This window comes from Mameliella sp. LZ-28, from assembly GCF_012274245.1.
Taxonomy (GTDB): Bacteria; Pseudomonadota; Alphaproteobacteria; order Rhodobacterales; family Rhodobacteraceae; genus Antarctobacter; species Antarctobacter albus.
Genome location: NZ_JAANYX010000037.1, coordinates 119,645 through 138,782, shown reverse-complemented (window position 1 = coordinate 138,782; position 19,138 = coordinate 119,645). Strand labels below are relative to the sequence as shown.

The window sequence follows — 19,138 nt, the reverse complement described above, 5'->3', positions numbered from 1 at the left end:
CCCTTCGCAAGGAGAAAACCATGAAATACCAATCGCAACGGGTGGCCTACTGGTACTTTCTGGCCGCCATGACCCTGTTCGGCATCCAGGTGCTGGGCGGGCTGCTCGCAGGCTGGGTCTATGTCTCGCCGAACTTTCTGGCCGAGATCCTGCCTTTCAACGTCATCCGCATGATCCATACCAATTCGCTGATCGTCTGGTTGCTGCTCGGCTTCTTCGGCGCGGCCTATTACCTTGTCCCGGAAGAGGCCGAGCGCGAGGTGTTCTCGGTCAAGCTGGCCTATCTTCAGTTGATCATCCTGCTGGTGGGCACACTGGGCGCGGTGGGCAGCTATCTCGTCGGCATCCACGGCGGACGCGAGTTCCTGGAACAGCCCCTTTGGGTCAAGTTCGGCATCCTTGTCGCGGCGGTGATCTTCCTGGTGAACATCTCGCTGACGGTTCTGGCGGGCAGGAAGACGGCGATCACCAACATCCTGCTCATGGGGCTGTGGCTCTTGTGCCTGCTGTGGGTCTTTGCCTTCATCAACCCCGACAACCTGAGCCTTGACAAGATGTACTGGTGGATGGTCGTGCACCTGTGGGTCGAGGCGACCTGGGAACTGGTCATGGCCGCGATCCTCGGCTACCTGATGCTGAAGCTGACGGGCGTCGATCGCGAGGTGGTTGAGAAATGGCTCTATGTCATTGTCGCCACGGCGCTTTTCTCGGGCATCCTCGGCACCGGGCACCACTTCTACTGGATCGGCACGCCGGGTTACTGGCAGTGGATCGGGTCGATCTTCTCGACGTTCGAAGTGATCCCCTTCTTCGCCATGATGTCCTTTGCCTTCGTCATGGTCTGGAAAGGCCGCAAGAACCACCCGAACAAGGCCGCGCTTCTGTGGTCGCTGGGGGCATCGACCGTGGCGTTCTTCGGGGCGGGCGTCTGGGGCTTCCTGCACACGCTGCATGGGGTGAACTTCTATACCCACGGCACGCAGATCACCGCCGCGCACGGGCACCTGGCCTTCTACGGCGCCTATGTGGCCCTGAACCTTGCCATGTTCAGCTATGCCATGCCGGTCTTGAGGGAACGCGCGCCCTACAACCAGGTGCTGAACATGGCCTCATTCTGGCTGATGACGGGGGGGATGGCCTTCATGACCTTCGTGCTGACCTTTGCCGGCACCATCCAGACGCACATGCAGCGGATCGTCGGCGAATACTACATGGTCGTCCAGGACCAGCTGGGCCTGTTCTACCTGATGCGCTTCGGCGCGGGGGCGGCCGTGGTGATCGGTGCGATCCTGTTCATCTACAGTCAGCTCGTGGTGCGCCGCGAGTTGGTGAAACCCGGCCCGCTGGCCGTCCCGGGAGAGTGATCCGATGAAAGATGTATTCCCCTCCGACCTGCCGTTCTACACGCCGCAAGCCGATGAGTGCGCGCTGTTCGAGACGGCCCATGCAAACGGTCTGCCCCTTCTTCTGAAGGGGCCCACCGGCTGCGGCAAGACGCGCTTTGTCGAACATATGGCGGCGCGGCTGGGACTGCCGCTGCACACCGTCGCCTGCCATGACGACCTGTCCGCAGCCGACCTGATCGGGCGCTACCTGCTGAAGGGCGGAGAGACCGTCTGGGTGGATGGCCCGCTCACCCGTGCGGTGCGCGAGGGCGGCATCTGCTATCTCGACGAGGTGGTTGAGGCGCGCAAGGACGTGACGGTCGTGCTGCACCCGTTGACGGATGACCGGCGCAGGCTGGTCATCGACCGGACGGGTGAGGACTTGCAGGCTCCGCGCGGCTTCATGCTGGTGGCCAGCTACAACCCCGGCTACCAGAACATCCTGAAAAAGCTGAAACCGTCCACGCGGCAGCGGTTCCTGTCCATCGGTTTCGATTTTCCCGATGCGTCCGTCGAGACACAGGTCGTGGCCGCCGAGTCCGGCCTGGACACGACCCGCGCGGCGGCGCTGGTCCGGCTGGCGGGCCATGTCCGTCAGCTGTCCGGCATGGACCTGGAAGAGGGTGTATCGACCCGGTTGCTGATCTACGCGGCCTCCCTGATCGCAAGCGGCATGCAGGTCGACCGCGCCATCGAGGCCGCCATCGTCGAACCGCTGTCTGACGAGCCCGACGTTCAGCAGGCCCTGCGCGACCTCTCCGCCAGCGTCTACGGGTGACGTCATGATGCACCCGCTGGATTTCCTCGAACCGGAAGAGGCCGTCGGAAGCCTCTGGCACGGCTTTGCCTCGCGGCTGGGACGGGCAGAGGCGGATGCCGGCGCGGCCGTCCCGCTGGAGGTGGCGCGCGCTTCGGTGGTGGCCTTGTTCCGCGCGCTTGGCGGGCCCGCCGGGGTCGAGATCACGTCCGCTCCGGCCCGGGCGTCGGACCATCGCACCGGACGTTTGCGCCGGATCGGCACGCCGCGAGAGACCTTGCATGTGCCCGAATACGATGGCGACCGGCTGCGCTTGCCGCCCGTCATGGATGTCTTTCCCGATGCCGCGCTCAACCGCCGTGCCTATCTCTGGCTTGCGGCCCTCGCAGCGTTCATCGAGCTACCGATCCCGCACCCTGACCGGTTCGAGGCGGACAGGGTCGAGATTGCGGCCAACGTCGCGGCGGCGCACCGGGTGAGGGCGGCCTGCCCGGGGCTGTGCAGCGCGCATGACATGATGTCTGTCTACATTGCCAACCACCGCCGGCGCAGCGGGCTGCCTTTGTGCGAGGACTGGATCGAGCGCCTGGTGATCGACCACCTGGCAGGGCGAAACGAGGCCGGAGAATGCCCGGCTGGCGACCGCCCGCGCGGCTACCGCCCCTATGCGCCCGTGCCGATCTGGCTGCGGCTATCCGCCCGCTCCACGGGCAAAGGCGCCGCCGTCGACCCGTCGGAGGCGCCACAGGCTCTGCTGGCCCTGCCGTCGCGCAAGACCGGCAAACGCGAAGACCGCGCGCAGGCCGACCGGCGCGACAGTTTCATCGTCCACCGGTTCGAGGCACTGCTGTCCTGGGCCGAGAGCCTCAACATCAACCGCATGGTCGATGACGATGACCAGGACAACGCGGCCAAGGCCGCAGAGGACCACGACGAGATCGTCCTGTCGGAGAACGGCAAGCGTGCGGCGACTCGGCTGCGCCTGTCGCTGGACCTGTCACCGCAGGATGCCGACCACGAGCGGCTGGCCGGCACGCATTGCTATCCGGAATGGAACCGGCGCACCGGAGACTACATGCCGGACCATGTGCGCGTGCTGGAGGCAGAGGCGACGCCGGCCTGCGATTTCACGCCGGATGCGCGGCTGGTGTCGCGCGTGCTCAGGCAATTCGCCCCGCTTCACCCGCGCCGCGTGGTGCTGCCGCGCCAGATCGACGGCGACGACCTGGACCTGGACGCGCTTGTCGCGCGCGAAACGGATCTGCGTTCGGGGCATGATGCCTCTGACCGAGTCTGGCAGGCGTCGCGGCCGATGGCGCGGGATCTGTCCGTGGCCCTCTTGATGGATTGTTCCCGCTCGACAGAGGCCGTGGTCGGTGACCGCGCCGTGATCGATACCGCCAAGGACGCGGTGGCGGCGTTGGCCGCAGGTATCGACACGGCGGGGGACCGGTTGGCGATCTGGGGCTTTGCCTCGCTCCGTCGCGACCGCGTCTTTCTGCACCGCTGCAAACACTTCGCGGAAAGCATGGGCCCGGATGTCACCGCGCGTATCGGCGGGCTGAGGCCCGGCCACTACACCCGTCTCGGCGCCGCGATCCGCCATGCCTCGGCGCAACTGGCCGGGGAGGGGGCGACCCGGCGTCTGCTTCTTGTGCTGACCGACGGCAAGCCCAACGACCTGGATCATTACGAGGGCCAGCACGGTATCGAAGACAGCCGCATGGCCGTCCGCGAAGCGCGCGCCCTGGGCCATGCCGTGCATGGCGTTGTCATCGACCAGGACGGACAGGATTGGTTTGCCAGGATTTTTGGCCGGGCAGGTCATACCCTTCTGCCTGATCCGGCGCGGCTGCCGCGCGCCTTGCCCGAAATCTACCAATCCCTGACGATGGAGGCGTGACATGCGCTATTTCCTGCCCTTCCTGCTGTTCCCGGTCCCGGCTTTTGCCTTTGACCGCCCGATCCCCCAACCGCAGACGGAGACCGCCGAATTCTGGTTCCTCGTCGCATCGGTCGCGCTGATCGCGGCGCTGGCGGCGGTTCACTGGTTGGTTGCGCGGCGATGAAACCGGGTTGCATGCTGGTCGCCGCGCTTTATCCCTTTGGCATGGGCGCGGTTGCGGTGAACCTGTTCTTTGCCTCGCTGATCGGGTCCTGGGTCGGCCTTCCGGTCCTGACACCTTGGCAGGCGGTCTTTTGGGGTGTGCCTCTGGGGCTGCCCGTGGCATGGGCCTTTGCCGCGCATGTCGAGCGATTGAAAGCGGAGGCGGATGGATGAGCGGCTGGACGGAGTTCGCCCTGGCAATGACGGCCTTCGTCGGCAGCCATTTCCTGCCCCGCCTATGGGGCTTGCGCGAAAAGCTGATCGGCAGTTTGGGTCGGCGCATCTACTTCAGCCTCTACGGCCTGCTGTCTCTTGCCATCCTTGCATGGGTCATCGGGGCAGCAGGGCGCGCGCCCTATGTCGAACTCTGGCCGGAGACGGGGTGGGGCCGTTGGGTGCCGAATATCGCGATGCCCGTGGCGCTGGTCCTGACCGCACTGGGCGTCGGTATCCGGCAGCCGCATACGCTCGGGGCCAGGCGCGGCGCGGATTTCAATGCAGAGGCACCCGGCCTTGCAGCTGTCACGCGCCACCCGTTGCTGTTGGCGCTGGCGCTTTGGTCGCTGGCGCATCTCTTTCCGAACGGCGATCTGGCGCATGTCATGCTGTTCGGTGGCTTTGCCGCGCTGTCCCTGGCGGCGATCCCCTTGTTCGATGCGCGGGCGCGCAGGGATGAGGGCAAGGAGTTCTTCGACGCTACTGCCATCCTGTCGCTGCGACCGCTGTTGCGGGCCGATTGGTGGCGGTCTGCGGGGAAAGGGGCTTTTGTCCGGGTGGCAGGCGCGCTTGTGCTATGGATCGCCTTGCTGCACGCGCATGCGACGTTGTTCGGGGCCACGCCGTTTCCGGGCTGAACCTTTCGACAGATCCCAGCGTGGTTTGACGATTGCCCTGCGGCTACGACCGGAGCGCCGATCCACCGGTGCCGCTGAGCATGACCAACCGGTGTGGATCGGTCACGACGACATGTTTGCGTGTGGATTTGACAATGCCGTCCTTCTGCCATCCCGACAGCAGCCGGCTGACCGTGTGCAGCGTCGTGCCCGTCATGTCGGAGATGTTCTGGCGCGTCACCGGAAAGGCGATCTCGATGCCCTCTTCGGTCTTGCGCCCGCTCTGGTTCAACATGCGCAACAGCGCAGCCGCGACCCGCTGCTCGACGGCCTTTGTGGCCATCTCGGTCAGGGTTTCCTGGATTTCGCCAAGGCGACGGCCCAGCGTCTTGTAGCTTTCCGAGGCAAAGCCCGGGTAGGTCTCGGTGAAACCGTCCCATAGCCGCGTCGGCCAGCGCAGCGCGATGCATTCCGCCGCCGCGACGGCGGTTGCCGGATAGGTCTCGCGCTGCAGCGCCTTCGCGATCCCGAACAACTGGCCTGGGGCGACGTGCAGCACGATGATCTGCTCGCCCCCTTCGGTCGACCGGACCACGCGGATATGCCCATCCAGCAGCAGGTAGAAATGGTCCGCATCGAAGCCTTCACGGAAGATCGCCGCGCCCTCGTCAAAGCGCAGGGACGTGGCATGATCGAGGATCCGCCGGACCTGCGGGCGGTCAAGCTGGCTGAACGGGGGCAGGCCGGTCAGCAGGCTTTCGTCGAGCTTGGGCAAGAAAGCACCGGGAGTTTGTGAAAGGGCAACGTTCGAGAGGTCGCGGTATCGCATATCGGGGGCAACCGACACAACCGGATAGACAGAAAGGACGATCCGATGCTGAAAACCCTGACCCTCGCCGCAAGCCTGGCCCTGACCGCGGGCCTCGCCCATGCCTCTGACGGCGCGGTGCACGAGATCCAGATGCTCAACAAGGGCGCTGACGGCGCGATGGTGTTCGAACCGGCCTTCGTCCAGGCGGATCCGGGCGATGTCATTCGATTTGTGCCCACCGACAAGGGGCACAATGTCGAGGCCATCGACGGCATGCTGCCAGAGGGCGTGAAGGGCTTCAAATCGAAGTTCAACAAGCCTTTCGACCTGAGTGTCGAGGCCGAAGGCGTCTACGGCGTCAAGTGCACGCCGCACTACGCGATGGGGATGGTTGCGCTGATCCAGGTCGGCGACGCCGTCAATCTCGACGCGGCGCAGGCGGTCAAGCAGCGCGGCCAGGCCGCCAAGCGCTTTGGCCCGCTGTTCGAGCAGGTGCAGTAAGTCCCTTCGACTGAACCTGCCAAGGCGGGGCGGCGCCATGCCTGGCGCCGCCCCTTCGTCATCCCCAGGAGGCTCAACAATGCCCAGGCAATCCGACTACGCGGGTCCCGCGCTCTTTTCCTACGGGTTTCGCCCCTTCTTTCTTGCCGCGACCCTGTTCGGCCTCGGTGTCGTCCCGATCTGGCTGTTGGTCTGGCGTGGCGTTCTGATGCCGTCGGGGCCGTTCGCGCCGGTGGACTGGCATGTGCACGAGATGATCTTTGGCTATGGCGCGGCAGTCGTGGCGGGGTTTCTGTTCACCGCCGTGCCGAACTGGACCGGGCGCATGCCAACACGCGGTTGGCCGTTGATGGCCCTCCTGGCCGTCTGGGTGGCGGGACGGCTGGCCATGACCGGGTTGGGCGGGCTGGGGCCGGTTGCGGTCATGGGGATCGACATCGTGTTCCTTCTGGCAGTTGCCGCGATGATCGCGCGCGAGATCGTAGCGGGAAAGAACTGGCGCAATCTCAAGGTGCTGGTGCCGGTTTCGATGCTTGCGGTCGCGAACGCGAGCTTTCACCTGGAGGCCATGACGCAAGGCAGCGCACCCACGTCGCAGCGTTTCGGCATCGCCGTTCTGGTCTTTCTGATCATGCTGATCGGCGGCCGCATCGTGCCCAGCTTTACCCGCAACTGGCTGGCGCAGAGCGGTTCGACCAGCCGCCCGGTGCCGTTCGGGCGCTTTGACATGCTGACGCTTGCCGTATCCGTTCCGGCGCTGGGGCTGTGGGTGACCGCGCCCTTGACCGTAATGGCCGGCGTGGCCTTGGCGGTTTGCGCCGCGCTGCACCTGGTTCGGATGCTGCGCTGGGTGGGCATGCTGACGCTTGGGTCGCCGTTGTTGACGATGTTGCACGCAGCCTATGCCTTTGTCCCGCTGGGGCTGTTCGGCGCGGCGCTTGCGGCCTTTGGCATGGCTAGCCCCGCGGGGGGTGCGCATCTGCTGGGTATCGGGGCCGTCGGGGGCATGACCCTTGCGGTCATGATGCGCGCCACGATGGGCCATACCGGGCGCGACCTGGTCTCGGGGAGGGCGCTCAACCTCGGGTTCCTTGCCATCACCGGGGCCGCCCTGGTGCGCGTCGCGGGCGTGTCCGAGGTCGTTCCCGGGCTGGATGGCATCCATTTGTCCGCCGCGCTGTGGACGTTTGGGTTCCTGCTGATCGTTCGCCGGCTGCTGCCCTGGCTGGTGGGGCCGCGTGTCGCGACACGCAAACCGTCGACCGTGCAGCAACGTGCATGAGGGGCCGAATTTTTCTCTTACGCTCAGAAGGTTGCGAAACCGCAACGTTTGTCTCGGCCCGTCGGCATACTCTTGGACCAGACAGCATCGTCTACACGAAAGGAGAGAAAGATGCTTACCCGAAGAGCCACCCTGCTGGGCCTGTCCGGAGCTGCGGCGACCCCGTTCCTCGCGAAGACGGCAGATGCCAGGCAGGCGCTCACCCCCGCCGCGGCGAAGACGGACCTGTCGCGCCTGACGCGGATCAAGCGCGACCTCGTCGCGCCCCCCTTCGTTCACGAACACGAACAGGTCGCACCCGGCGCACCGCGGATCGTCGAATTCACCATGACGATCGAGGAAAAGGAAATGCAGGTCGACAGCGGGGCCTGGGTGCAGGCCATGACGTTCAACGGCTCCATGCCGGGACCGCTGATGGTGGTGCATGAAGGCGACTATGTCGAGCTGACGCTCATCAATCCCGGCACCAACATGATGCCGCACAACATCGACTTTCACTCGTCCACCGGTGCATTGGGCGGCGGTGCGCTGACCCATGTGGCACCGGGCGAGATGACCGTTCTGCGGTGGAAGGCGACGCGCCCGGGGACCTTTGTTTACCACTGCGCGCCCGGTGGCCCCATGATCCCCTGGCATGTCGTCTCCGGCATGAACGGCGCCATCATGGTCCTGCCGCGCAACGGGCTCACCGATCACAACGGCGACCCCGTGCGATACGACCGCGTCTACTATATCGGTGAGCAGGATCTCTATATCCCGAAGGACGCGGACGGCAATTACAAGCGCTTCTCCGATCTGGCCGAAAGCTATCCCGAGAGCGAGGCGGTGATGAATGGCCTGATCCCGACCCATGTCGTGTTCAACGGCAGGGTGGGGGCGCTGACCGGCGACAACGCGATGACCGCGAACGTCGGTGAAAAGGTGTTGTTCGTCCACAGCCAGGCCAACCGGGACTCGCGCCCGCACCTGATTGGCGGGCATGGCGACCTTGTCTGGGAAGAGGGCAAGTTCAACAACGCCCCGCTGCGCGACCTGGAAACATGGTTCATTCGCGGCGGCTCTGCCGCGGCGGCGCTCTACGGGTTCCTTCAGCCCGGCGTCTACGCCTATGTAAACCACAACCTGATCGAGGCGGTGAACCTTGGCGCCACCGCCCATGTGAAGGTCGAGGGCGCATGGGACAACGACCTGATGGAGCAGGTCGTGGCCCCGACCGCCATCGTCACCTGAAGGCATAACCGCGCGGAACACCGGGATGGCCACCGCCGTGGCCGTCCCTTTCACGACGTGAGGACTGGCAGATGAAAGGCGTTCTTCTGGTGTCCGCTTTGGCGGTTTTCGGTGTTCTTGGTGTCACGCTTACCCCGATCCCGCCGCAATTGCCCGGCCCGGAAACCGTCCGGGTGCCGACCGGCGAGATCGACTACCGCCCCGAAGGCAGCTTTCAGAACGCCGGGACAGCAAAGACGCCCGCTGTCCAAAGGATCACCGTGCCCGCCTTCGACATCATGCAGCGGCAGGTGTCGCGCGGCGACTATTCCGAATGTGTTGCAGACGGTGCCTGCAAGGAAACGCCACGGGGTGGTGCGGGCGACGCTCCGCAGACACATCTCAACTGGTATGACGCGCAGGCCTATGCCGCATGGCTGTCGATCCGCACGGGAGAGCGCTGGCGGCTTCCGACCGATCTTGAATGGCAGCGCGCCGCCGCCGAGGGGTTTGGCGAAGCATCGGCCCGCAGTGACGGGCGCGACCCGGGGCAACGCATGCTGCAAAGCTACGAGGCGGGGGTGTCTTTGCGCGGACGTGCCCAACTCTCCGGCCGGGACATTTCGGAAACCAACAGCCTTGGACTCGCCGGTATCTCCGACCTTGTCTGGGAGTGGACGGACGGATGCATGCAATACGGGACACTGGATGGGAAGGGCCGGGTGATAACAGCCGCGCCTTACTGCGCCGCCCGCATCGTCGGGGGACAGCACCGCGCCGTTGTCATCGACTTCATCCGCGATGCCAGCGTCGGAGGGTGCGCAGCCGGGCTGCCGCCGGATTTCCTGGGGGTGCGTTTGGTTCGGGGCATTGCGGGGCAGGGCGCCCCCTAGTCCAGGTCTCCGATCCGGGTCGGGGCGGCAACCGCACGTGGCAAACCCTGCCGGTCAATGCGCAACAGCGCGCCCCGCCAGAGGGTTTCTGCCTCGATCCCATCGTAGATTTACTGACAGGCCGTTTCCGCCTAGTGGCTGGGATCGTCGATGAGCGGTGTCGGCTTGGCCAGGCGGCGCAGATCCGTGTCGTCCGCGATCCCGACGCTCTGTCCGTTGATGACAACGCCGTACTCTTTCAGCGCCTTGATCGCCCGGCTGAGGTTTTCCGGGGTCATCCCAAGGAAGGAGGCAAGGCGCCGTTTCTCGATCGGCAGATCGAACAGCGTCGGGTCTTTCGACGTTTCGGCGCAGCGTATCAGGTAGTTGGCCAGCCGTTCCAGGGACGTCCGCAGCTTGAGGTTCTTGGAGTGCTTGACGACGTGTCGGTAACACTGCGCAAGTTCCGTCACGACGGCGCGGGCGAATTCCTGGTCCTGGTCGAATACCGCGCGCACGTCGGACGAGGGCAACAGAACGATGCGCGATTTCTCCAGCGTGCGCGCGGACATAAGGTAGGGGGCATCCTTGATGGTCGCGGCAAGGATGAAGGTCGAGACCGGCCGGACCGTCGCCATCGTCGTTTCGCGCGTGCTCCATCCGGCGAACAGCTCGACCGAGCCTTCGATCACCACGTGCAGAAAGTCGCTGGGTTCGCCCTCGCTTATCAGTTCGATGGCCGGGGGGAAATTCTGCACGTAGGCCCCACGCATGAGCGTTTCGAAATGCGCGTCCTCCATGTCCGAAAACAGGTCGAGCTTGCGCAGTTCCGACGATTCGTTCTGGCTGGTTCTGAGTGGCATGTGTCCTCGGCGTGTCTGGCTCCGACCATCTCACTTGATAATTGTCAAATCAAGGCTTGATCCATTTCGACGATCGGCTTGATTGACCAAAAGAGCCGACTTGCGCGATGTTAGCGGCCAACTTGTTTTGCCCTCGCTACACCCGAAGCTTGACATGGATCAACCATGAGGTGCGACGAGGCATGGTCAACCACTCCCTGACACGTGGCCGGAACGGCGGCCCGCGTAGCCGGAGGGACAGATGGAAATACAGAACAAGGCCACGTCGTTGTGGCGAAACTTCTTCAACGTGAAGATGGTTCAGATGCGGACGTTCCACATGACGTGGTTCGCCTTTTTCTCGTGCTTTTTCGCATGGTTCGGCATCGCGCCCCTGATGACGGTCGTGCGCGACGAACTGCAGTTGACCAAGGATCAGATCGGCTGGGCGATCATCGGGTCGGTATCGATCACGATTTTCGCGCGCCTCTTCATCGGCTGGCTGTGCGACCGCATCGGGCCGCGCAAGGCCTATACCTGGTTGCTGATCCTCGGCGCCTTCCCGGTGATGGGCATCGGCCTGTCGTGGAACTTCGAGTCCTTTCTGCTGTTCCGGGTGCTGATCGGCGGGATCGGCGCGGCTTTCGTCATCACGCAGTACCACACCACGGTCATGTTCGCGCCCAACGTGGTGGGGCAGGCGAATGCGACCTCGGCCGGGTGGGGCAACCTCGGTGGCGGCGTCACGCAATTCGTCATGCCGCTGCTTTTCTCGGTCTTTGTCGTGGGCTTCGGCTTTTCCGAGGCGGTGGGCTGGCGGCTGGCAATGGTCGTGGTCGGCACGATCATCCTGCTGATCGGCATTGCCTACTATTTCCTGACCCAGGATGCCCCCGACGGGAACTTCGACGAGTTGCGCGCCGCCGGCAAGATGGAGCAGAAAAGGGAAGTCACCGGAAACTTTAAAAGGGCCCTGCGTGACCCCCGCGTCTGGATCCTGTTCGTGATCTACGGCTGCTGCTTTGGCATCGAACTGACGGTCAACAACGTCGCGGCGCTGTACTTCTTCGACTACTTCGACCTCAGCCTGGTGGCGGCCGGTTTCGTGGCGGCATCCTTTGGCCTGATGAACCTCTTTGCCCGCACGCTGGGCGGGATCTTCGGTGACAACTTCGGCGCCCTCTGGGGCCTGCGGGGCCGCAGCGTCTGGCTGTTCATCTGCCTGTTGTTCGAAGGCATTGCGCTGATGATCTTCAGCCAGATGCATGTGCTTTTCCTGGCGCTGCCCTCGCTGATCGTCTTCTCGCTGTTCACGCAGATGGCCGAAGGTGCGACCTATTCCGTGGTGCCCTTCGTCAACAAGAAGGCGCTGGGCGCGGTGGCCGGTGTGGTCGGCGCGGGCGGCAATGCCGGGGCGGTTCTGGCCGGGTTCCTGTTCAAGAACATGATCGACTGGTCCGAAGCCTTCCTGATCCTCGGCATCGTGGTCAGCTGCGCCTCGTTCCTTGCCTTCTTCGTGCGGTTCTCCGCCGAACAGGAAACAGAGCAACGTGCCGCCTTTGCCGCCGCCAACATCGACACGCTGCGCAAGAAGGCCATCGAGGCGAACAAAGCGCTCGAAGAAGGCATCAAGGCCCTGGGCGGCAAGCCGGGCGCGACGCCCGCCGAATAACTCCTGAACCCTGGCGGGTCGCAATGGCGTGGCCCGCCCCCACCGGGGGACCCCTGAAACGGGCGCGTGGCGCGACCCGACCGGCCCTCCGCACCTTCATGACCCCATTCCGGCTGCAACGCGGCAGCCGACATTGCCAAGGAAGGACACTGAAATGGCTATCACCGAGGCCTCAAGCGCCAACAGCGGGCACACGCTCGAAGATTGGCGCCCCGAAGACCCGCAGTTCTGGGCAAGCCAGGGCCGGGCCATCGCCACCCGCAACCTCTGGATCTCGATCCCCAACCTGTTGCTGGCCTTTTCGGTCTGGATGGTCTGGTCGGTCGTCGTGGCCAAGCTGCCCGCCATCGGCTTTGCCTATTCCACCGACCAGCTGTTCTGGCTGGCGGCGCTGCCGGGATTGTCTGGCGCGACGCTGCGGATTTTCTACAGCTTCATGATCCCGATCTTCGGCGGGCGCCTCTGGACGACGCTTTCCACCGCTTCGCTGCTGTTGCCGGCGCTTGGCATCGGTTTCGCCGTGCAGAACCCCGACACCTCCTATGTCTGGTTCCTGGTCCTGGCGCTGATGTGCGGTTTCGGCGGCGGCAACTTTGCCTCGTCGATGGCCAACATCGCCTATTTCTACCCGAAAAAGACCAAGGGCAACGCGCTGGCGCTGAACGCCGGGCTGGGCAATGCCGGTGTGTCGGTCATGCAGTTCGTCGTGCCGATGGTCATCACCGCTGGCGTCTTCGGCGCGATCGGCGGTGAGCCGCAGCACCTGTCCGACGGCGGTCAGCTGTTCCTGCAGAACGCCGGTTTCGTCTGGGTGCCCTTCATCGCGCTGTCGGCTCTGGCGGCATGGTTCGGGATGAACGACATCGCGTCGGCCCGCGCTTCGTTCAAAGAGCAGTCGGTCATCTTCACCCGCCGCCACAACTGGATCATGTGCGTGCTCTACACCGGCACCTTCGGCAGCTTCATCGGCTATGCCGCCGGTTTCCCTTTGCTGATGAAGACGCAGTTTCCGGATGTGAATGTGCTGTCCTACGCCTTCCTCGGCCCGCTTGTCGGCGCGTTGAGCCGCGCAGCCACGGGCTGGATTTCCGACAAGTTCGGCGGCGGGCGCGTAACCTTCTGGACCTTTGTCGGCATGATCGTCGCGGTCTGGGGCGTGTTGCAGTTCCTGCCGTCCGACGCCAACCCGGCGGGCAATTTCTGGGGCTTCTTCGCCTGCTTCATGGCGCTGTTCTTCCTGACTGGCGTGGGCAATGCCTCGACCTTCCAGATGATCCCGTCGATCATGCGCCAGGAAGTGCCGCGCCTGAACCCGCAGCTGGACGACGCCGCGAAGCTGAAACAGTCGGAGCTGGAAAGCTCGGCCATCATCGCCTTCACCTCGGCGATCGCGGCCTACGGCGCCTTCTTCATCCCCAAGTTCTACGGCACCTCGATCAGCCTGACCGGGGCCCCGAACGGCGCGCTCTGGGGGTTCATGGCCTTCTACGCGGTCTGCGTTGTCGTCACCTGGGCCTTCTACAGCCGCAAGAACGCGCCCGTTTCCTGCTGATCCCCTGACACCTCTGGCGGCGGCCCGCCGTGGCCGCCCCACACTCAAGACAATCGGAGACATCAGATGAGCCACCTGCTCGACAGACTGAACTTCCTCCAGTCCAAGGAGTTGGAGACATTCTCCAACGGGCACGGGCAAGTGACCCGCGAGAACCGAGACTGGGAAGACACCTACAGAAACCGCTGGCGGCACGACAAGGTCGTGCGCTCGACCCACGGCGTGAACTGCACCGGGTCATGCAGCTGGAAGATCTATGTGAAATCCGGGATCGTGACCTGGGAAACCCAGCAGACCGATTATCCCCGTACCCGCGCGGGTCTGCCCAACCACGAACCGCGCGGGTGTGCGCGCGGGGCCAGCTATTCCTGGTATCTCTATTCCGCGAACCGGGTGAAGAACCCGCTGATCCGGGGCCGCCTGATGAAGATCTGGCGCCGCATGCGCGAGACCATGGACCCCATCGAAGCCTGGACCGCGATCCAGAACGATCCCGTCCTGCGGGCCAGCTACACCGAAACCCGCGGCAAGGGCGGTTTCGTCCGCGCCACCTGGGACGAGGCGACCGAGATCGTCGCCGCCGCCAACGCCTATACCGCCAAGACCTATGGCCCCGACCGGGTTTTCGGCTTTTCGCCGATCCCGGCCATGTCGATGGTCAGCTATGCCGCCGGCTCGCGCTACCTGAGCCTGCTCGGCGGCGTCTGCATGTCCTTCTACGACTGGTACTGCGACCTGCCGCCGGCCTCGCCCATGACCTGGGGTGAACAGACCGACGTGCCGGAAAGCGCCGACTGGTACAACGCGGGCTACCTGCTGCTCTGGGGGTCGAACGTGCCGCAGACGCGGACGCCCGACGCACATTTCTACACCGAAGCCCGCTATCGCGGCGCCAAGTCCGCGGTCATCAGCCCCGACTACTCCGAGGCGGCGAAATTCGGCGATGTCTGGCTGAACGTCAAACAGGGCACCGACGCGGCACTTGCGATGGCCTTTGGTCACGTCATCCTGCGCGAATTCCACCTCGACCGTCAGGCCGAGTACTTCGAGGACTACTGCCGCAAGTACTCCGACTTCCCGATGCTGGTGAAGCTGGAGGAGAAGGACGGGCGCCTTGTGCCGGGCCGTTTCCTGCGCGCCGATGATCTGGACGGCAAGCTGGGCGAAGAGAACAATCCCGAATGGAAGACCGTCGCCATCGACGGGACGTCGGGCGGGCTGGTCTCTCCGAATGGGGCTATCGGCTATCGCTGGGGCGAGGATGGCGAGTGGAACCTGGAGGAAAAGGCAGCCGGCACGGACACGCACCTGAAGATGTCGCTGGTTCTGGAAGAGGATCATGACGATGTGCGCGGCGTCGACTTCCCCTATTTCGGCGGCGCGGCGACCGAGCAATTCGCGACTGACGCCGAACACCCCGACGTTCTGACCCGCAACATCCCGGTCAAGACCGTCAGGACGCCCGAGGGCGAGGCGCTGGTGGCCACCGTCTTTGACCTGTTCTGCGCCAACTACGGGCTTGACCGTGGCCTGGGCGGCGATTGGGTCACCGATGATTACGCGAACGACATGCCCGGCACCCCCGCCTGGGCCGAGAAGATCACCGGCGTCTCCGCCGACAAGATCATCCACGTCGCCCGCGAATTCGCGCAGACGGCCGAGAAGACCAACGGCAAGTCGATGGTCATCATCGGGGCCGCGATGAACCACTGGTACCACATGGATATGAACTATCGCGGCGTCATCAACATGCTGGTGATGTGCGGCTGCGTGGGTCAGTCCGGCGGTGGCTGGGCGCATTATGTGGGACAGGAAAAGCTGCGTCCGCAGACCGGCTGGCAACCTTTGGCCTTCGCATTGGATTGGGGTCGCCCGCCGCGGCACATGAACTCGACCTCTGCATGGTATGCGCACACTGGCCAGTGGCGCTATGAGACGCTGACCGCGAATGAAATCGTCAGCCCCACCGCGCCGGAGGGCGATTGGGATATCTCGTTGATCGACTACAACATCCGCGCCGAGCGTATGGGCTGGCTGCCCTCTGCGCCGCAGTTGAGGACCAACCCGCTGGAGGTCGCCAAGGCCGCCAAGGTCGCCGGGCAGGACATCCCCGCCTATGTGGCCGAGCATCTGAAATCCGGCGATCTGGAAATGTCCTGCCAGGACCCGGACGCGCCGGAAAACTGGCCCCGCAACCTGTTTGTCTGGCGCTCGAACCTGCTGGGGAGCAGCGGCAAGGGGCACGAATACTTCCTCAAGCACCTTCTGGGCACCGATCACGGCGTCATGGGCAAGGACCTGGGGCAGGAGGGCGCGCAACTGCCGAAGGAGGCGAAGTGGCACGCCGACGGCCCGCAGGGCAAGCTGGACCTGCTGGTGACCATCGATTTCCGCATGAGCACGACCGCGGTCTATGCCGACGTGGTTCTGCCGACGGCCAGCTGGTACGAAAAGAACGACCTGAACACCTCGGACATGCACCCGTTCATCCACCCGCTACAGGCGGCTGTGGACCCGGCGTATGAATCGAAATCCGACTGGGAAATCTTCAAGGCCATTGCCAAGAAGCTGCAAGAGATCGTGCCGGGTTACCTGGGGCAGGAAACGGACATCGTCGCGCTGCCGATCCTGCACGACACGCCCGGGGAAATCGCCCAGGACCAGGTGCTGGACTGGAAGAAGGGCGAATGCGACCTGATCCCGGGCAAGACCGCGCCGAACTATATCCCCGTGGAACGGGATTACACCGCGATCCACGACCGGTTCACCGCGCTTGGTCCGCTGATGGACAAGATCGGCAACGGCGGCAAGGGCATTGCCTGGAAGACAGAGCACGAGGTGCAGGCGCTGCGCGACCTGAACGGTGTGCACCTTGACGGGGCGGCCAAGGGGTGCGCGAAAATCGTCACTGATATCGACGCGACCGAGGTGATCCTCATGCTTGCGCCGGAAACCAATGGCGAGGTGGCGGTCAAGGCATGGGACGCGCTGTCGAAGTTCACGGGGCGCGATCACACCCACCTGGCGCTGCCGAAGGAAGACGAAAAGATCCGCTTCCGCGACATCGCCGCCCAACCGCGCAAGATCATCTCCAGCCCGACATGGTCGGGGATCGAGTCGGAAAAGGTCTGTTACAACGCCGGTTACACCAACGTGCACGAGCTGATCCCGTGGCGCACGCTGACAGGCCGTCAGCAGCTGTATCAGGATCACCTGTGGATGCGGGCCTTTGGCGAGGGGTTCGTGGGCTATCGCCCGCCGGTCGACCTCAAGACCATCACCAAGGATGTCCACGACGAAGGCGACTGCCTGGTGCTGAATTTCATCACGCCGCACCAGAAATGGGGCATCCACTCGACCTATTCCGACAACCTGCTGATGCTCACGCTGAACCGTGGCGGGCCGGTGGTCTGGCTGTCCGAGACCGACGCCAAGAAGGCGGGGATCGAGGACAACGACTGGGTCGAAGCCTACAACGTGAACGGCGCGCTGACGGCGCGGGCGGTGGTCAGCCAGCGCATGAAGGACGGCACCGTCTTCATGTATCACGCGCAGGAAAAGATCGTGAACACGCCGGGATCGGAAAAGACCGGCCTGCGCGGGGGCATCCACAACTCGGTGACCCGCGCCACGCTGAAACCCACCCACATGATCGGCGGCTATGCCCAGCAATCCTACGGCTTCAACTACTACGGCACCGTGGGGGCGAACCGGGATGAATTCGTCGTCGTCCGCAAGATGAAAAAGGTCGACTGGCTCGACCGCGAAGCGACCGAAAAGGAGGCCGCGGAATGAGAGTGCGCGCACAAATCGGCATGGTGCTGAACCTCGACAAATGCATCGGGTGTCACACCTGTTCCGTGACCTGCAAGAACGTCTGGACCACACGCGACGGCGTCGAATACGCGTGGTTCAACAACGTCGAAAGCAAACCCGGCACCGGTTACCCGACCGACTGGGAAAACCAGAAACGCTGGAACGGCGGCTGGACCCGGACGAAATCCGGCAAGCTGCAGCCCAGGCAGGGGTCCAAATGGCGGATCGCGGCGAACCTCTTTGCCAACCCCGACCTGCCCGAGATCGACGACTATTACGAGCCCTTCGATTTCGACCACGATCACCTGAAATCCGCCCCGGAGATGGAGGCGTTCCCCACGGCGCGCCCCTATTCCAAGATCACCGGTGAGCGGATTGAGAAGATCGAGAAGGGTCCGAACTGGGAGGAAATCCTGGGCGGTGAATTCTCGAAACGCGGGCAGGATTACAACTTCGAAGGCATCCAGAAGGAGATCTATGGGGAATACGAGAACACCTTCATGATGTATCTCCCCCGGCTGTGCGAACACTGCCTGAACCCGGCTTGCGCGGCGTCCTGCCCCTCGGGGGCGATCTACAAGCGCGAGGAGGACGGGATTGTCCTGATCGACCAGGAGAAATGCCGCGGCTGGCGTATGTGCGTCTCGGGCTGTCCCTACAAGAAGGTCTATTACAACTGGTCCACCGGCAAATCCGAGAAATGCACCCTGTGCTATCCCCGGATCGAAAGCGGCAACCCGACCGTCTGTTCGGAAACCTGTGTCGGGCGCATCCGCTACCTGGGCGTGATGCTGTACGATGCGGACAAGATCGAAGCGGCCGCCAACGCGCCGCATGAAAAGGACCTGTACGACGCGCAGCTTGACGTCTTCCTCGACCCGAACGACCCGGTGGTGATCGAGACCGCCCGAGCCGACGGCATCCCCGAAGACTGGATCAAGGCCGCGCAGGAAAGCCCGGTCTGGAAGATGGCGATGGAGTGGAAGGTCGCCTTTCCGTTGCACCCGGAATACCGCACGCTGCCGATGGTTTGGTACATCCCGCCGCTCTCGCCGATCCAGAACGCCGCCGAGGCCGGCAAGATAGGTACCGATGGCGCAATGCCCAACGTCCATGACCTGCGTATCCCGGTGCGTTACCTCGCCAACATGCTGACGGCGGGGGACGAGGCCCCGGTGGTCAGCGCGCTGGAACGGATGCTGGCGATGCGGTCTTACATGCGGTCCAAGACCGTCGATGGCGTCATCGACGAGGCCATCGCCGCCCGCGCCGGCCTGTCGGGCCGGGTGATCGAGGACATGTACAAGATCATGGCCCTGGCCGATTACGAGGATCGCTTCGTCATCCCCACGACCCACCGCGAGCAGGTCGAAGAGGCCTATGATCTCAAGGGCGGTTGCGGCTTCACTGACGGCAATGGCTGTTCTTCGGGCATCTCCAAGGGCTCGCTCTTTGGTGGTTCCAAACGTCCCCTGAAAATGCCCGAGGAGGTGCGCTGA

At 64.1% G+C, this 19,138-nt stretch carries 16 protein-coding genes; 14 read left to right on the top strand and 2 right to left on the bottom strand.

The genetic code is table 11. The features are described from left to right. The first annotated feature begins 20 nt into the window (after positions 1-20). The 6 genes from G9Q80_RS26080 to G9Q80_RS26055 are packed head-to-tail and all read left to right on the top strand — an operon-like array spanning position 21 to position 5,103. Positions 21-1,364: a cbb3-type cytochrome c oxidase subunit I gene (locus G9Q80_RS26080; RefSeq protein WP_043145524.1), complete on the top strand. Its 1,344-nt coding sequence runs from the start codon at positions 21-23 to the stop codon at positions 1,362-1,364. Positions 1,365-1,368: 4 nt separating this feature from the next. Next, positions 1,369-2,163, top strand: a complete 795-nt coding sequence (locus G9Q80_RS26075) for a CbbQ/NirQ/NorQ/GpvN family protein (RefSeq protein ID WP_069208448.1) — start codon at positions 1,369-1,371, stop codon at positions 2,161-2,163. A gap of 4 nt (positions 2,164-2,167) precedes the next feature. Continuing rightward, a complete protein-coding gene (locus G9Q80_RS26070; RefSeq protein WP_088716229.1) occupies positions 2,168-4,045 on the top strand; it encodes a nitric oxide reductase activation protein NorD in 1,878 nt (625 codons plus the stop codon). 1 nt (position 4,046) lies between these two features. Beyond that, positions 4,047-4,211 (top strand): hypothetical protein, encoded by a 165-nt coding sequence (locus G9Q80_RS26065; protein ID WP_162846287.1) that lies wholly within the window; start codon positions 4,047-4,049, stop codon positions 4,209-4,211. Then, positions 4,208-4,423 carry an NnrT protein gene (locus tag G9Q80_RS26060; RefSeq protein WP_088716230.1) on the top strand — a complete coding sequence of 72 codons (216 nt, stop codon included), beginning with the start codon at positions 4,208-4,210 and terminating at the stop codon, positions 4,421-4,423. The genes G9Q80_RS26065 and G9Q80_RS26060 overlap by 4 nt, the downstream gene beginning before the upstream one ends. Continuing rightward, positions 4,420-5,103 (top strand): NnrU family protein, encoded by a 684-nt coding sequence (locus G9Q80_RS26055; protein ID WP_088716231.1) that lies wholly within the window; start codon positions 4,420-4,422, stop codon positions 5,101-5,103. The genes G9Q80_RS26060 and G9Q80_RS26055 overlap by 4 nt, the downstream gene beginning before the upstream one ends. A gap of 43 nt (positions 5,104-5,146) precedes the next feature. On the opposite strand, the gene G9Q80_RS26050 is transcribed toward G9Q80_RS26055, so the two are convergent. Continuing rightward, positions 5,147-5,857 (bottom strand): Crp/Fnr family transcriptional regulator, encoded by a 711-nt coding sequence (locus tag G9Q80_RS26050; RefSeq protein ID WP_069208484.1) that lies wholly within the window; start codon positions 5,855-5,857, stop codon positions 5,147-5,149. Between the two features lie 99 nt (positions 5,858-5,956). Between G9Q80_RS26050 and G9Q80_RS26045 the strand changes: the two genes are divergently transcribed. The 4 genes from G9Q80_RS26045 (at position 5,957) to G9Q80_RS26030 (ending at position 9,778) form a co-directional block, all read left to right on the top strand. Beyond that, complete coding sequence (locus tag G9Q80_RS26045; protein WP_043145517.1) at positions 5,957-6,394, top strand: pseudoazurin; 438 nt, start codon at positions 5,957-5,959, stop codon at positions 6,392-6,394. Between the two features lie 79 nt (positions 6,395-6,473). Further along, complete coding sequence (locus G9Q80_RS26040; protein WP_088716232.1) at positions 6,474-7,676, top strand: NnrS family protein; 1,203 nt, start codon at positions 6,474-6,476, stop codon at positions 7,674-7,676. 111 nt (positions 7,677-7,787) lie between these two features. Next, entirely contained in the window at positions 7,788-8,906 is a 1,119-nt protein-coding gene (nirK, locus tag G9Q80_RS26035) for a copper-containing nitrite reductase (RefSeq protein WP_043145511.1), read from the top strand. A 71-nt stretch (positions 8,907-8,977) separates the two neighbouring features. Further along, positions 8,978-9,778 carry an SUMF1/EgtB/PvdO family nonheme iron enzyme gene (locus tag G9Q80_RS26030; RefSeq protein WP_088716233.1) on the top strand — a complete coding sequence of 267 codons (801 nt, stop codon included), beginning with the start codon at positions 8,978-8,980 and terminating at the stop codon, positions 9,776-9,778. 131 nt (positions 9,779-9,909) lie between these two features. Here G9Q80_RS26030 and G9Q80_RS26025 read toward each other — a convergent pair whose 3' ends face one another. Further along, the gene (locus G9Q80_RS26025; protein WP_043145507.1) at positions 9,910-10,620 is read right to left on the bottom strand and encodes a helix-turn-helix domain-containing protein; all 711 of its coding nucleotides are present in this window, start codon (positions 10,618-10,620) and stop codon (positions 9,910-9,912) included. Positions 10,621-10,861: 241 nt separating this feature from the next. Here G9Q80_RS26025 and G9Q80_RS26020 point away from each other — a divergent pair, with 241 nt between their 5' ends. The 4 genes from G9Q80_RS26020 (at position 10,862) to narH (ending at position 19,138) form a co-directional block, all read left to right on the top strand. Next, positions 10,862-12,271 carry an MFS transporter gene (locus G9Q80_RS26020; protein WP_088671462.1) on the top strand — a complete coding sequence of 470 codons (1,410 nt, stop codon included), beginning with the start codon at positions 10,862-10,864 and terminating at the stop codon, positions 12,269-12,271. Positions 12,272-12,425: 154 nt separating this feature from the next. Further along, the gene (locus tag G9Q80_RS26015) at positions 12,426-13,823 is read left to right on the top strand and encodes a NarK family nitrate/nitrite MFS transporter (RefSeq protein WP_088716234.1); all 1,398 of its coding nucleotides are present in this window, start codon (positions 12,426-12,428) and stop codon (positions 13,821-13,823) included. 66 nt (positions 13,824-13,889) lie between these two features. Beyond that, on the top strand, positions 13,890-17,618 hold the full coding sequence (locus G9Q80_RS26010) for a nitrate reductase subunit alpha (RefSeq protein WP_088716235.1): 3,729 nt from the start codon (positions 13,890-13,892) through the stop codon (positions 17,616-17,618). Next, complete coding sequence (gene narH, locus G9Q80_RS26005; protein WP_088716236.1) at positions 17,615-19,138, top strand: nitrate reductase subunit beta; 1,524 nt, start codon at positions 17,615-17,617, stop codon at positions 19,136-19,138. The genes G9Q80_RS26010 and narH overlap by 4 nt, the downstream gene beginning before the upstream one ends.

Excerpts from the sequence above, each read along its gene's own strand:
- G9Q80_RS26075 (WP_069208448.1), top strand. The coding sequence starts at position 1,369 with ATGAAAGATGTATTCCCCTCCGACCTGCCGTTCTACACGCCGCAAGCC.
- G9Q80_RS26080 (WP_043145524.1), top strand. The coding sequence starts at position 21 with ATGAAATACCAATCGCAACGGGTGGCCTACTGGTACTTTCTGGCCGCC.
- narH (WP_088716236.1), top strand. The coding sequence starts at position 17,615 with ATGAGAGTGCGCGCACAAATCGGCATGGTGCTGAACCTCGACAAATGC.
- G9Q80_RS26060 (WP_088716230.1), top strand. The coding sequence starts at position 4,208 with ATGAAACCGGGTTGCATGCTGGTCGCCGCGCTTTATCCCTTTGGCATG.
- G9Q80_RS26030 (WP_088716233.1), top strand. The coding sequence starts at position 8,978 with ATGAAAGGCGTTCTTCTGGTGTCCGCTTTGGCGGTTTTCGGTGTTCTT.
- G9Q80_RS26045 (WP_043145517.1), top strand. The coding sequence starts at position 5,957 with ATGCTGAAAACCCTGACCCTCGCCGCAAGCCTGGCCCTGACCGCGGGC.
- nirK (WP_043145511.1), top strand. The coding sequence starts at position 7,788 with ATGCTTACCCGAAGAGCCACCCTGCTGGGCCTGTCCGGAGCTGCGGCG.
- G9Q80_RS26065 (WP_162846287.1), top strand. The coding sequence starts at position 4,047 with ATGCGCTATTTCCTGCCCTTCCTGCTGTTCCCGGTCCCGGCTTTTGCC.
- G9Q80_RS26020 (WP_088671462.1), top strand. The coding sequence starts at position 10,862 with ATGGAAATACAGAACAAGGCCACGTCGTTGTGGCGAAACTTCTTCAAC.
- G9Q80_RS26010 (WP_088716235.1), top strand. The coding sequence starts at position 13,890 with ATGAGCCACCTGCTCGACAGACTGAACTTCCTCCAGTCCAAGGAGTTG.
- G9Q80_RS26055 (WP_088716231.1), top strand. The coding sequence starts at position 4,420 with ATGAGCGGCTGGACGGAGTTCGCCCTGGCAATGACGGCCTTCGTCGGC.
- G9Q80_RS26070 (WP_088716229.1), top strand. The coding sequence starts at position 2,168 with ATGATGCACCCGCTGGATTTCCTCGAACCGGAAGAGGCCGTCGGAAGC.
- G9Q80_RS26040 (WP_088716232.1), top strand. The coding sequence starts at position 6,474 with ATGCCCAGGCAATCCGACTACGCGGGTCCCGCGCTCTTTTCCTACGGG.
- G9Q80_RS26015 (WP_088716234.1), top strand. The coding sequence starts at position 12,426 with ATGGCTATCACCGAGGCCTCAAGCGCCAACAGCGGGCACACGCTCGAA.
- G9Q80_RS26025 (WP_043145507.1), bottom strand. The coding sequence starts at position 10,620 with ATGCCACTCAGAACCAGCCAGAACGAATCGTCGGAACTGCGCAAGCTC.